The 13,186-nt window shown below is 58.9% G+C and carries 12 protein-coding genes; 6 read left to right on the top strand and 6 right to left on the bottom strand.

The features are described from left to right. The first annotated feature begins 204 nt into the window (after nucleotides 1-204). The gene (locus AACY07_RS08065) at nucleotides 205-1,668 is read left to right on the top strand and encodes a glyceraldehyde-3-phosphate dehydrogenase (RefSeq protein WP_133077828.1); all 1,464 of its coding nucleotides are present in this window, start codon (nucleotides 205-207) and stop codon (nucleotides 1,666-1,668) included. A gap of 154 nt (nucleotides 1,669-1,822) precedes the next feature. Here the strand turns inward: AACY07_RS08065 and AACY07_RS08060 are convergent, their stop codons facing one another. Both AACY07_RS08060 and AACY07_RS08055 read right to left on the bottom strand, forming a co-directional pair. Then, nucleotides 1,823-3,121, bottom strand: coding sequence for an MFS transporter (locus AACY07_RS08060; RefSeq protein ID WP_339474287.1), 1,299 nt, complete (start codon nucleotides 3,119-3,121; stop codon nucleotides 1,823-1,825). A 155-nt stretch (nucleotides 3,122-3,276) separates the two neighbouring features. Continuing rightward, complete coding sequence (locus AACY07_RS08055) at nucleotides 3,277-3,840, bottom strand: chalcone isomerase family protein (protein WP_339474286.1); 564 nt, start codon at nucleotides 3,838-3,840, stop codon at nucleotides 3,277-3,279. A gap of 325 nt (nucleotides 3,841-4,165) precedes the next feature. On the opposite strand from AACY07_RS08055, the gene sthA reads away from it, so the two are divergent. After that, complete coding sequence (gene sthA / locus AACY07_RS08050) at nucleotides 4,166-5,560, top strand: Si-specific NAD(P)(+) transhydrogenase (RefSeq protein ID WP_219262483.1); 1,395 nt, start codon at nucleotides 4,166-4,168, stop codon at nucleotides 5,558-5,560. A gap of 42 nt (nucleotides 5,561-5,602) precedes the next feature. On the opposite strand, the gene AACY07_RS08045 is transcribed toward sthA, so the two are convergent. Next, nucleotides 5,603-6,325, bottom strand: coding sequence for a glycerophosphodiester phosphodiesterase (locus AACY07_RS08045; protein WP_133077824.1), 723 nt, complete (start codon nucleotides 6,323-6,325; stop codon nucleotides 5,603-5,605). A 36-nt stretch (nucleotides 6,326-6,361) separates the two neighbouring features. Next, nucleotides 6,362-6,946, bottom strand: a complete 585-nt coding sequence (locus AACY07_RS08040; RefSeq protein WP_133077823.1) for a PilZ domain-containing protein — start codon at nucleotides 6,944-6,946, stop codon at nucleotides 6,362-6,364. A gap of 94 nt (nucleotides 6,947-7,040) precedes the next feature. Between AACY07_RS08040 and AACY07_RS08035 the strand changes: the two genes are divergently transcribed. The 3 genes from AACY07_RS08035 (at nucleotide 7,041) to AACY07_RS08025 (ending at nucleotide 10,290) form a co-directional block, all read left to right on the top strand. Next, nucleotides 7,041-8,291 (top strand): lipoprotein-releasing ABC transporter permease subunit, encoded by a 1,251-nt coding sequence (locus AACY07_RS08035; RefSeq protein WP_219262481.1) that lies wholly within the window; start codon nucleotides 7,041-7,043, stop codon nucleotides 8,289-8,291. A gap of 7 nt (nucleotides 8,292-8,298) precedes the next feature. Beyond that, entirely contained in the window at nucleotides 8,299-8,982 is a 684-nt protein-coding gene (gene lolD, locus AACY07_RS08030; protein ID WP_219262480.1) for a lipoprotein-releasing ABC transporter ATP-binding protein LolD, read from the top strand. A 63-nt stretch (nucleotides 8,983-9,045) separates the two neighbouring features. Continuing rightward, entirely contained in the window at nucleotides 9,046-10,290 is a 1,245-nt protein-coding gene (locus AACY07_RS08025; protein WP_339474284.1) for a lipoprotein-releasing ABC transporter permease subunit, read from the top strand. 103 nt (nucleotides 10,291-10,393) lie between these two features. On the opposite strand, the gene AACY07_RS08020 is transcribed toward AACY07_RS08025, so the two are convergent. Continuing rightward, nucleotides 10,394-11,743: a heavy metal sensor histidine kinase gene (locus tag AACY07_RS08020; protein ID WP_339474283.1), complete on the bottom strand. Its 1,350-nt coding sequence runs from the start codon at nucleotides 11,741-11,743 to the stop codon at nucleotides 10,394-10,396. Continuing rightward, entirely contained in the window at nucleotides 11,743-12,423 is a 681-nt protein-coding gene (locus AACY07_RS08015) for a heavy metal response regulator transcription factor (RefSeq protein ID WP_219262478.1), read from the bottom strand. Before AACY07_RS08015 ends, AACY07_RS08020 begins: the two co-directional genes overlap by 1 nt. Nucleotides 12,424-12,577: 154 nt before the next feature. Between AACY07_RS08015 and copI the strand changes: the two genes are divergently transcribed. Further along, the gene (gene copI, locus AACY07_RS08010) at nucleotides 12,578-13,114 is read left to right on the top strand and encodes a copper-resistant cuproprotein CopI (RefSeq protein ID WP_133077817.1); all 537 of its coding nucleotides are present in this window, start codon (nucleotides 12,578-12,580) and stop codon (nucleotides 13,112-13,114) included. The last annotated feature ends 72 nt before the right edge of the window (nucleotides 13,115-13,186 follow it).

The following is a 13,186-nucleotide window of genomic DNA, read 5'->3' as shown; positions in this document are numbered from 1 at the left end:
GGCGTTGAATTCAGCGTGACTTATCGAACATGGGGGTGCCAGAGGGGCTGCTCAAGGGCTGCAGGCCCATAAAAAAGCCGGTGTTATAAAAATATTCGCCTATATTTACGGGTGCTTAATCGTTTCAGTAACGGCGTATGACAGGCGTGCATTGCCCCTGAATGGGCGCAGCGGCATAATGTAGCCCCTTTTTTCAGCCCCTACATGTGGAAGGTTCCCGTGACTCAGAAGCCCGACCAGTGTCTTGGTGAATGGATCGACCGTGAAGCACTCGCAGAAGCGATGATTCCGCTTATCGGTCAGCTATACCGCAATAACAATGTGGTTAGCTCGATCTATGGCCGCAGCCTGATCAACCGTTCAGTCATTGCGATTCTCAAAGCTCACCGCTTTGCTCGCCATCGTCAGTCCGATGATATCGAATTGTCCGTGCACGAAACTTTCCCTCTGCTAAAGGCAATGAGCGAGCTCAAGCTCGGCGCTGCCTCGGTAGACCTGGGCAAGCTGGCCGTCAAGTTCAAGGCCGAAGGCAATGGCCGCACGGCTGAGCAGTTTGTACGCGAAGAGCTGGCCGATGTAGTGGGTCAGCAAAACGCTTCTGCACGCAAAGGTACTGACGTTGTTCTGTACGGCTTCGGTCGTATCGGCCGTCTGCTGGCGCGCATCCTGATCGAGAAAACCGGTGGTGGCGACGGTCTGCGTCTGCGTGCCATCGTTGTGCGCAAAGGCGCCGACAACGATCTGGTCAAGCGTGCAAGCCTGCTGCGTCGTGACTCGGTACATGGCCCGTTTGATGGCACCATCGTTGTCGATGAAGTCAACAACACCATCACTGCCAACGGCAACCTGATCCAGGTGATCTACGCGAAGAACCCTACCGAGGTGGATTACACCCAGTACGGCATCAAGAACGCCCTGCTGGTGGACAACACCGGTGTTTGGCGTGACGCAGACGGCCTGGGCCAGCACTTGCAGTGCCCTGGTATCGACCGCGTTGTCCTGACCGCTCCGGGCAAGGGCAAGCTGAAGAACATCGTTCACGGTATCAACCACGGCGAAATCACTGCTGACGACAAGATCGTTTCGGCGGCATCCTGCACCACCAACGCCATCGTGCCGGTGCTCAAGGCTGTCAACGACAAGTTCGGCATCGTCAACGGTCACGTTGAAACGGTTCACTCGTACACCAACGACCAGAACCTGATCGACAACTTCCACAAGGGCGATCGCCGTGGTCGCAGCGCCGCGCTGAACATGGTTATCACCGAGACGGGTGCTGCTACCGCTGCTGCCAAGGCTTTGCCTGAGCTGGCCGGCAAGCTGACCGGTAACGCGATCCGCGTTCCGACGCCAAACGTTTCGATGGCCATTCTCAACCTGAACCTTGAGAAACCGGCTACCCGTGAAGAAATGAACGAGTACCTGCGCCACATGGCGTTGCACTCCGATCTGCACAAGCAAATCGACTACGTGAGCTCGCAGGAAGTGGTTTCCACTGACTTCGTGGGTTCGCGTCACGCCGGTGTAGTGGATGCTGAAGCCACTATCTGCAATGACAACCGCGTTGTGCTGTACGTTTGGTACGACAACGAATTCGGTTACAGCTGCCAGGTAGTACGCGTGATGGAAGACATGGCCGGAGTTAACCCGCCAGCGTTCCCACGCTAAGCAAGCGCCGCAACTGAAAACGCCCCGACTGGTTCGGGGCGTTTTTGTTTGTGCTGCAAACCCCGTGGGAGCGGGCTTGCTCGCGATTGGATCAGCGCGGTTGTTCAGGCAGACCGCGCCGCCGGTATCGCGAGCAAGCCCGCTCCCACAGTGGTCAGGCGTTGCTGGCCACTGCCGATTGCGCCGTACGCAACTGGTGCTTGTCGCCGCGGAACAACACCACGGTCGCGATCAGCCCCAGCACTGCTGCGCCGGTCAGCCACAGGCCGGGAGCGGCCTTGTTGTCCAGTACGTGGATCAGGTAGGTGCAGGCCGCCGGGGTAAAGCCGCCGAAGGTCGCAGTCGCCAGGCTGTAAGCCAGTGAAAACCCGGTGGTGCGCACTTCAATCGGCATGATTTCGGTCAGGGCAACCACCATTGCACCGTTGTACGAGCCATACAGGAAGGACAACCACAGCTCGACAATCAGCAGGTGGCTGAAGCTCGGGTTGGCCACCAGCCATGACAGCGCCGGATAGGCCGTCAGGATCGCAAGGATGGTTGCGCCCAGCAGCAGCGGCTTGCGCCCAATCTTGTCTGACAGCGCACCCATGACCGGTAGCCAGAAGAAGTTCGACAGGCCAATGCACACCGTCACCAGCAAGGCTTCAAGGTCGGTGAGGTGCAGCTCTGCCTTGCCGAATGTCGGGGTGTAGGCGGTGATCAGATAGAACGACACGGTCGTCATGACCACCAGTGCCATGCCACCCAGTACCAGGCCAAAATTCAGCCTGATAGAGCGCATGATTTCCCCCAGGGTCGGGTGATGTTTGCGGGCTTCGAACTCGGGGGTTTCTTCCATTGAGCGTCGGATGACAAAGATCACCGGGACGATCATGCATCCCAGCAGGAACGGGATGCGCCAGCCCCATTCACCCATTTCTTCGGGGCTCAGCCAGTGGTTGAGGCCAACCCCGAGCAAGCCGGCAAATACCACCGCAGCCTGCTGGCTTGCAGATTGCCAGCTGACGAAGAAGCCTTTGCGCCCTGGAGTGGCGATTTCAGCCAGGTACACCGACACCCCGCCCAGTTCCACGCCAGCCGAAAAGCCTTGCAGCAAGCGACCGAGCAATACCAGCAGAGGAGCCGCCACACCCAGGGTGGCGTAGCCCGGCACGCAGGCAATCAGCACCGTGCCCATCGCCATCAGAGCAAGGGTAATGATCAGCCCTTTGCGGCGGCCATGGCGGTCGATGTAGGCGCCGAGGAAAATCGCACCCAGTGGGCGCATGAGGAAGCCCGCACCGAAGGTCGCCAGGGCGAGCATCAGAGAGGCAAAGGCGCTATCGCTTGGAAAGAAGGTTTTGGCAATGGCCGTGGCGTAAAAGCCAAAGACCATGAAGTCGAACATCTCTAGGAAGTTACCGCTGACAACGCGAAAAATCGCCTTGCCTTTGCCCGTACTGGAGGCCATCAGAAATCACCCGCTTTTATCTGTTTTTATGCGCAATCCGTGTTTTTACTCGTCCTCACTGCAAGATCAAGGCGTACGCCATTGTGCAAAACAGTTTTGTAACCATATGTGTATCAGGAATTGTAGGCAACATTTGTTGTCGCTACACGGGCGGGCTAGGGCTGTTGCGCCAATAAAGCCAGGCGAAGTTTGTCGGGCAAACCTTGAGGTGCGAGCCAGATTCCCAGATAGACCTTGGCCAGTTCCTGATTCTGGCTATTGAAAATAACGGCGCCATTACGCTCGACGTTCAGCCCGCGTTGGGGGTTGTAGTCCAGGGCATAGCGATCACCGCGCTTGATGTTGCCGAAGCTGGCTTGCAGTTTTTTTAACGGGGCGTCGAGGCTGGCCAGGGTGGTGGCGGGGTGTTGGCGTTTCAGGATGGTGGCAGATGCCTGGGTGATATCGCTGTGATCCAGATCCCGCAGATAGAACAACTCGAGACGCAAGTCGCGTTGTTCGTTAAACGCCTGCTCAGGGCTGATGCCGGGAGGGGTGAACAGGGCGGCGGCGTAGATGTCGGCCCAGAGATAGGTCAGTACGATCTGGCCTTTACGTTCCATTGGTGTTGTGTCGGCTTGTGCCAGGGCGGGGAAGTTGGCTTCCTTTAATCGTGCAGCCTCGTCTGCCGGGCTGGCGGCGCTATAGAGCAGCAACAATACGATCAATAACTTGCGCATGATGGATGTGCTCTGGTCGATGGGTTTGATCGCCGGGCTGTAGTCGCTGCCGAAGGCTGCGATTGGGGGAGCCGCGCAGCTTTCAGGAAAACGGGTTGCTGCGCAACCCTTCGCAGCCTACGGCAGCGACTACATCGAAGAGTGAAGCTCAATCGCCGATGTAGTGAATACAAAAATAGCCAACGACCAGACCAAGGGTTAATGTTCGCGGCGTTCAGGCTTCTATAGACTGTGCCCCACGTTTTGATCCTTCATGGCGCTGGCCGCGACATGATTTAGCCGCAGGTGCCCACAGGGGTGCCACGGCCTGTTCTGAGGAGTACGCATGGCTGTCTACAACTACGACGTAGTGGTACTGGGTTCCGGCCCGGCAGGAGAAGGTGCGGCAATGAACGCCGCAAAAGCAGGGCGCAAGGTAGCGATGGTCGACAGTCGACGTCAGGTCGGCGGCAACTGCACGCACTTGGGCACTATCCCGTCCAAAGCCCTGCGTCACTCGGTTCGCCAGATCATGCAGTTCAACACCAATCCGATGTTTCGGGCCATTGGCGAACCGCGCTGGTTCTCGTTTCCGGACGTACTGAAAAGCGCCGAAAAAGTCATCTCCAAGCAGGTCGCCTCGCGCACCGGCTACTACGCCCGTAATCGCGTAGACCTGTTCTTCGGCACCGGCAGCTTCACCGACGAGCAAACCATCGAAGTGGTCTGCGCCAATGGCGTAGTCGAAACCCTCATGGCCAAGCAAATCATCGTTGCCACCGGCTCGCGTCCTTATCGCCCGGCCGATATCGATTTCAGCCACTCCCGTATCTACGATAGCGACACCATCCTGAGCCTGGGTCACACCCCGCGTAAGCTGATTGTTTACGGTGCTGGCGTGATCGGGTGTGAATACGCGTCGATCTTCAGCGGCCTGGGTGTGTTGGTCGAGCTGGTGGATAACCGCGAACAACTGCTGAGCTTCCTCGACTCCGAGATCTCGCAGGCATTGAGCTACCACTTCAGCAACAACAACATCACCGTACGCCACAACGAAGAGTACGAGCGGGTTGAAGGCGTTGAAAACGGCGTGATTTTGCACCTCAAGTCGGGCAAGAAGATCAAGGCCGATGCCTTGCTCTGGTGTAATGGCCGTACTGGCAACACCGACCAGCTTGGGCTGGAAAACATTGGCATCAAGGCCAATGGCCGTGGCCAGATCACCGTTGATGAAAACTACCGCACCACCGTGCCGAACATCTATGCCGCAGGCGATGTGATCGGCTGGCCAAGCCTGGCCAGTGCCGCCCATGACCAAGGGCGCTCGGCAGCGGGCAGCATCGTCGATAACGGCAGCTGGCGCTTCGTCAATGATGTGCCGACCGGTATCTACACCATTCCCGAGATCAGCTCGATCGGCAAGAACGAGCAAGAGCTGACCCAGGCCAAGGTGCCGTACGAAGTGGGCAAGGCGTTCTTCAAGAGCATGGCGCGGGCGCAGATTGCCGGTGAGCCTCAGGGCATGCTGAAAATCCTGTTCCACCGTGAAACCCTTGAAGTGCTGGGTGTTCACTGCTTCGGCTATCAGGCGTCAGAGATCGTGCATATCGGTCAGGCGATCATGAACCAGCCGGGTGAACTCAATACCCTGAAGTACTTTGTGAACACCACGTTCAACTACCCGACCATGGCTGAAGCCTATCGGGTAGCGGCTTACGATGGCCTCAACCGGCTTTTTTAAGCGGCTCCGGCCGGTGGCCTGAGCCGGCCGGGGAGACCGATTTCAGCCATTCCCGAGGGTGGCAGTGGCCAAACCGGGAAAGTCTGTAATCAGGCTATCTACGCCGAAGTCGGCGAGCCTGCGCATCAGCGCAGGTTCGTTGACTGTCCACACCGACACATGCAAGCCCTGGCGCTGCGCTTTTTCAAGGCGTTCAGGCGTACAGAGTGTCCAGTTGAGTGCCAGCATCTCGCAGCCATAACTCTGGGCGACCTTGATCGGGTCGAGCCAGGCGTATTCGGCTACCAGTCCCCGTGACAGGTCCGGGGTCAATTCCAGCGCAGCCTTGAGCACTTCGCGCGAACTTGAAGTGACGGTGACTTTGTCCATCACGCCGTGACGTACCGCCATTTCTCGAATCGCCAGCACGGTCGTTGCTGCGCGGGTGCGCGATGCGCTTTTGACTTCCAGTTGCCAGTGTTCGAAATCGCACTTTTCAAACAGTTCTTCAAGGCGCGGGATCGGGCACGGGTGCATCCAGCCCGGGCCGCCCTTGCGTGCGTCATAAGTCACCAGGTCGGCAGCGGTATGCTCGATCACCTTGCCGCGCCGGTCGGTGGTGCGCTTGAGAGTGGGGTCGTGGATAACCATCAACTCGCCATCTTTGGACAAGTGCAGGTCGAGTTCACAACGACGCACGCCATGCTTGAGGCATTGCTCAAAGCTGGCAAGCGTGTTTTCCGGTGCTTCGCCCTTGGCGCCGCGATGGCCATAAATCAGAGTCACAATTGCTCCTTGTAAAGAGTGCTCGGGGCCCGGTACTTACTCGGGCGCAGATTCGTTTTGTTCGCGGGCCAGGCGACGTGCCTGAGCCTGTTTTTGCAGAATGTAGCGCGCCAGCAGCTGGCGCTGGGTGTCAGTGATCGATTCAAATTCGGCGATGATCGTGAAACGGTCATCCTGCGCCAGGCACTCGATGACGCGGGCGCGCAACAACAAGCCCAGGGCTTGTGGCATCAGTACCAGCTTGAGCGAAAGGTGGCTGCCCGCCAGGCAGGCCTGGGGATGATGAAATTCGATACCGCCCTCGGACAGTTTGACCGGCTGCAGTTCACCGATCTTGCCCAGTACGGTTTGCGCGACAATCTGGCTGAGCAGCTCGACGCGTTTGTTCAGGGTCTTGAGGTAGCTGGAAAGCGTGCGGTCACGTTCGCTGATCTGGCGCAGCAAGTGTTGGGACTCGAATTCGCTCAGGTGTAATTCACTGAGCAAATTGAACAATGGCGACGCATCCTGCAACACTTCACCGCTCGCGGCTTCGAGGGCCGACAGCGGGGTTATTTCCAGTGCGATCATATCCTCGATACGGTAGTATTCGCGGCGATCTGCGTCATTTAATGTCGACATGGCGAACCCGTGATGGCGGCTGTGGTCTGAGTGTAAAGCTGCTTATCAGGCCCCGCCACAAGGACGTCTTCTTTTCCCTCGAACAAGCCCCGACATGTTCAGACCTCTCTCTTTATTTATCGGCACGCGTTATACCCGTGCAAAGCGCCGCAATCATTTTGTGTCGTTCATTTCTCTGACTTCAATGATCGGACTCGCCCTCGGCGTGGTTGTGATGATTGTGGTGTTGTCGGTGATGAACGGTTTCGATCATGAGATGCGCACCCGCGTGCTGGGCATGGTGCCCCACGCGACCATCGTCGGCGATCAACCGATCAGCGACTGGCAAAGCCTGGCCGCCAGGGTCAAGCAAAACCCCAAAGTGGAGGCCGTGGCGCCATTCACCCAGATGCAGGGTTTGCTGACCAATGACGGCAATGTGCAGAAGGTACTGCTCAATGCCATCGACCCGGCGCAGGAGCGCAATGTCTCGATCATCGATCAATTCATGCAGCAGGGGCAGCTCGACTCGCTGACCCCCGGCAGCTTCGGCATCATCATTGGCGACAAGGCCGCGAAAAAACTCGGTGTGGCCGTTGGCGACAAGCTGACGTTTGTCGCGCCGGAAGTCACGGTGACGCCGGCCGGGATGTTCCCGCGCATGAAGCGATTCACTGTGCAGGGCATTTTTCATGTCGGCGCCGGTGAGATCGACGGCTACCTGGGTATTACCAACTTGCAGGACCTGGCGCGCCTGCAGCGCTGGAAACCTGACCAGGTGCAAGGCCTGCGGCTGAAGTTCGATGATCTGTTCGAGGCGCCACGTACCGCGTGGGAAATCGCCCAGCAGTTGGGTGAAAGCCAGTATTACGCCCGTGACTGGACCCGTACCCACGGCAATCTGTACCAGGCCATCCGCATGGAAAAAGCCATGATCGGCCTGCTGTTGCTGCTGATTGTGGCCGTGGCCGCGTTCAACATCATTTCCACGCTGGTGATGGTGGTCAATGACAAGAAAGGCGATATCGCGATCCTGCGTACCCTGGGTGCGACCCCGGGCACGATCATGGCGACCTTTATGGTGCAAGGCACTGTTATCGGCGTGGTCGGGACCGCGATCGGTGCGGTGGTCGGCATGTTTGCGGCGCTCAATGTCAGCGCCGCAATCTCTGCGCTCGAAGGCCTGATCGGGCACAAGTTTCTCAATGCCGACGTGTATTTCATCGACTACCTGCCTTCGCAATTGCAGGCGCAGGACGTGTTGATGGTGTGCGGTGCGGCATTGGTTCTGAGTTTCCTCGCGACCTTGTACCCGGCCTGGCGTGCTGCGCGCACCCAGCCTGCGCAGGCGCTTCGTTATGAGTGAGTTGGGCATGAAAGATCAAGCAGTGTTGAGTTGCCGCGACCTGGGCAAGTCCTACGAGGAAGGCCCTGAGTCGGTGGTGGTGCTGTCGGGCCTGCAGCTTGAGCTGCACCCCGGTGAGCGGGTGGCGATCGTCGGTACTTCGGGTTCGGGCAAAAGTACGTTGCTCAATATGCTCGGCGGCCTCGATACCCCGACCACCGGCAGCGTCTGGCTGGCCGGTGAAGAGCTGTCGGCGCTGGGCGAAAAGGCCCGCGGCCTGTTGCGCAATCGTTCGTTGGGTTTCGTTTATCAGTTCCACCACTTGTTGCCCGAGTTCACCGCACTGGAAAACGTCTGCATGCCATTGTTGATCGGCAAGACGGCGATCCCCGAGGCGCGCGAGCGTGCGACAGCACTGTTGACCCGTGTTGGCCTGGGTCATCGACTGGAGCACAAGCCGTCGGAACTGTCGGGTGGCGAGCGTCAGCGTGTGGCGATTGCCCGCGCACTGGTCAACAAGCCGGGGCTGGTGATGCTCGATGAGCCTACGGGCAACCTTGACTCCCACACCGCCCAGGGTATCCAGGACCTGATGCTGGAACTCAGCACTTCGATGCGCACTGCGTTCCTGGTGGTGACTCACGACATGAATCTGGCCCGCCAGATGGACCGCGTGTTGCACCTGCAGGACGGTCGTCTGACCCCGATCTGATCGGCCAGAACCCGACGCCTGCAAACGGGCGTCGGGTCTTCAATTTTTATACGGTGCCCGCGAATGTTCAGACCGTTATCGATTTTTATCGGCACGCGCTATACCCGCGCCAAGCGCCGCAATCGTTTTGTTTCGTTTATCTCCATGACCTCGATGATCGGCCTCGCCCTGGGCGTGCTGGCGATGATCGTGGTGTTGTCGGTGATGAACGGTTTTCAGCGCGAAATGAGTAACCGTATCCTGGGTATGGTGCCCCACGCGACCATCGTTGGCGTAAAGCCGATCGATGACTGGCGCCCGGTTGCCGAAGCCGCGATGAAGAACCCCGAGGTCACGGCAGCCGTGCCGTTTACCGAGCTGGACGGCATGCTGTCCTTCAAGGGTTCGATGCAGCCGATCCAGATCAGCGGTATCGATCCGGCGCAGGAAGGCAAAGTCTCGATCGTGACCCAGAACATCGTGCAGGGCAGTCTTGAAGACTTGAAGCCCGGTGAGTTTGGCGTGGTGCTGGGTGACATTACCGCACGGCGCTTTCGTCTGGCGGTCGGGGACAAGATCACGTTGATCGTGCCTGAGGCCAGTACCGCACCGGGCGGGATTACCCCGCGTTTGCAGCGCCTGAATGTGGTGGGCATCTTCAAGGTCGGTGCCGAGCTGGATGGCACCATGGGCCTGATCCATAGGGAAGATGCTGCCGCCATTCAACACTGGGAACCCAATCAGGTGCAAAGCGTGCGTCTGGCGGTCAAGGACCTGTACGCGGCGCCGCAGGTTTCACAGCAGGTCGCAACTGGCCTGGGCGCGGCCTACAAGGCAGATGACTGGACCCACACCCAGGGCAGTCTGTTCAGTGCCATGAAAATGGAAAAAACCATGATCGGCCTGTTGCTGCTGATGATCGTTGCCGTTGCCGCGTTCAACATCATTGCCACGCTGATCATGGTGGTGAATGACAAGGGGGCGGATATCGCGATCCTGCGCACCATCGGTGCCACGCCGCGGCAGATCATGGCCATCTTCATGGTTCAGGGCACGGTGATCGGTATTGTCGGCACCTTGATTGGCGGTGTGCTGGGGGTGATCGCGGCCTTGAATGTCAGTGCGCTGGTGGGCTGGATGGAGCGGGTGTCCGGGCAGCACATCTTCAGTTCCGATGTGTACTTCGTCAGCAACTTACCATCAGAGTTGCAAGGCGGCGATGTGGCATTGATCTGCGGTGCGGGCTTTGTGCTGAGCTTTCTGGCCACGCTTTATCCTGCGTACCGGGCGGCGAAAATCCAGCCGGCCCACGCGTTGCGTTATTCCTGACAGGTGGGAGCGGGCTTGCTCGCGATGCAAGCTGCGCGGTGTTTAAGTCACACCGCGTCGATGCCATCGCGAGCAAGCCCGCTCCCACAGTTAAGTAAACCGGTCAGACCGGCAACTCAATCACAAACCGCGTTAGCCCCTCCTGCGACTCACACCTGATCTGCCCGCCATGGGCGCGAATGATCGATTGGGTGATCGCCAGCCCCAACCCTGCATGTTCGCTACTGCCTTCGCGGCGGGCAGGGTCTGCCCGATAAAACCGGTCAAACAGGCGCGGCAGCAGTTCTGCAGGAATCCCCGGACCAGTGTTCTCAATGCAGATGCGCACACTGCCCGGCAAAGCCTCAATCAGCACCTTGATCGCACCGCCACCCGGCGTGTAGCGCAGGGCGTTATCCAGCAGGTTGGAGAGGGCGCGGCGCAGCATGCTGCGGTCGCCTGCAAGGTGCGCACTGCCTTGGCGTGTCAGTTCGATCTGCGAGTCCTCGGCCAGTAGCGCGTAAAACTCCAGCAACGCATCGACTTCCCTGCCAAGGTCCAGCGGTTCGCGGCGCGGTGTGAGCAAGCCATGATCGGCCTTGGCCAGGTACAGCATGTCGTTGACCAGCTGCGCCATCCATTGCAGTTCTTCAAGGTTGCTGTGCAGGGTCTCGCGATACTCTTCGATGTCTCTTGGACGAGTCAGGGTGACTTGGGTGTGGGTCAGGAGGTTGGACAGTGGTGTGCGCAGTTCATGCGCAATATCGGCGGAGAAGGCCGACAGTCGCTGAAAAGAATCGTCCAGGCGCTCCAGCATGGCGTTAAAGGCCGTTGCCAGGTCTGCCAGCTCGGCAGGCATTTGTTTCTGGGGCAGGCGGGCGTTGAGTGAGTCCGCCGAAACACTGGCTGCAATCGCGCTCATGCGACGCAAGGGCCGCAGGCCGCTACGGGCCGCCCAGGCGCCCAGGATCGCCGTGGCCAGCGCCGAGAGGCCGACGGTCATCCAGATCAGGCGTTGCATGCGCTGCAGGAAGTGCTGGTGGTGGGTGATGTCCAGTAACAGTGTTAGATGCGGCGTGTTGGGGGTGTTGTCCTGCGGCACCAGTACGCGGTAATCGGTGCCATTGATTTGCAGGCTGCCCAGCCCTGGTTGCGTCGAAAGTTCCAGGGGTAGCCGCGGCGAACTGTCAAACCACAAATGCCCGTCCTGACCGCGGACCCGTACTGCAAGATCCGGCTGGTGGGCCAGGTCCTGTAGCAGTGCCGGCAGGCGCAGGGTGAAACGTTCCAGGGTGTCCGCCCCTTGCAGGGTGTTGCGCAAGACCGCGAGACGGCTTTCCATCAGTTGCTGGTCGAGTTCGACGAAATGCACTTCACTGGCCCGTCCGAACAGCACCCCGGCAAACAGCGACACCACCGCGGTACAGCCCGCAAACAGCAGTGCCAGGCGGCTGCTCAGTGACAGGTTGCGCATCAACTGCTGCGCTCTTCGAGTACGTAGCCCATGCCGCGTACGGTGTGGATCAGCTTTTGCTCATGGTTGTCGTCGATTTTCAGGCGCAGGCGGCGAATCGCGACTTCGATGACGTTGGTGTCACTGTCAAAGTTCATGTCCCACACCTGCGAAGCAATCAATGACTTGGGCAGGACTTCACCCTGACGACGCAGCAACAACTCCAGCAGGGAAAACTCCTTGGCGGTGAGGTCAATGCGTTGGCCGTTGCGTTCTGCGCGGCGGCGGATCAGGTCCAGGCGCAGGTCGGCCAGCTGCAGGCTGGTTTCCTGGGGGGCGTTGTTGCCCCGGCGCAGCAGGCTGCGCACCCGTGCCAGCAATTCGGAAAACGCAAACGGCTTGACCAGGTAATCGTCGGCCCCCAGCTCGAGGCCGTGGACTCGGTCTTCGACCGCATCCCGTGCGGTCAAAAACAACACCGGCAAGCTCAGTCCTGCGCTGCGCACCGCTTGCAGGATTTGCCAGCCATCGCGGCCCGGCAGCATGACGTCGAGAATCAGCAGCGAGTAATCGCCGGTCAATGCCAGGTGTTGTCCGGTAATGCCATCGGCGGCCAGTTCGGTGGTGAACCCGGCCTCGCTCAAGCCCTGGCGCAAGTACTGTCCGGTTTTGACCTGGTCTTCGACAATCAGCAGTTTCATGGTCGACTCATCGTAAAAATTAACCTCGGTCTTATACCTTGGTGCTGGTGATGCAGGTTCAAGCTGACAAATTTGTAATCTTACGGTCAGTTGAATGCCAGTACCGGGATTTTAAAGTGACGCAAAGCCTCACCTTTGGTTTCTGGGAGTAAGTATGACTGTACGTATCCGTTTGTCGCTCGCGGGCTGTTTGTTGGCCCTGAGCTTGCCTGTCATGGCGTCGCCTGCGGGGCACTCTGATTTTGGCCAGCCTGCGCCCGCCGCCAGTGCGACGCGCACGGTGGAGATCGACATGACCGATATGGCTTTCACACCCAAGTCGTTGGACGTGAAAGCCGGTGAGACCGTACGTTTCGTGCTGGTCAACAAAGGGCAGTTGCTCCATGAATTCAATCTGGGCAATGCGGCGATGCACGCGGCGCACCAGAAAGAAATGCTCGAAATGCAGCAAAGCGGCATGCTCACGCCGACGGGCATGGGGCATGGGGGCATGGATCACTCATCCATGGGGCACGGTTCGAAGGCCATGCCCGGCATGAAGCATGATGACCCCAACAGCGTGCTGGTCGAGCCGGGTAAAACCGCCGAGCTGACCTGGACCTTCACCCGGGGCGATAACCTGGAATTCGCCTGCAACGTGCCCGGTCACTACCAGGCTGGCATGGTCGGCAAAGTCAACGTAGCGCCTTAAAACACCCTGATCGTCAGTGAACGCTGAAAGCCTGGCTCAAACCCGATAGAATTACCGGGTTTTTCTAGCCAG

The sequence above is a fragment of the Pseudomonas sp. RL_5y_Pfl2_69 genome (genome assembly GCF_963970465.1).
In the GTDB taxonomy this organism is placed as follows: Bacteria; Pseudomonadota; Gammaproteobacteria; order Pseudomonadales; family Pseudomonadaceae; genus Aquipseudomonas.
Note: the sequence above shows the minus strand (reverse complement) of the source record. Positions and strands in the feature narration are given on the sequence as shown.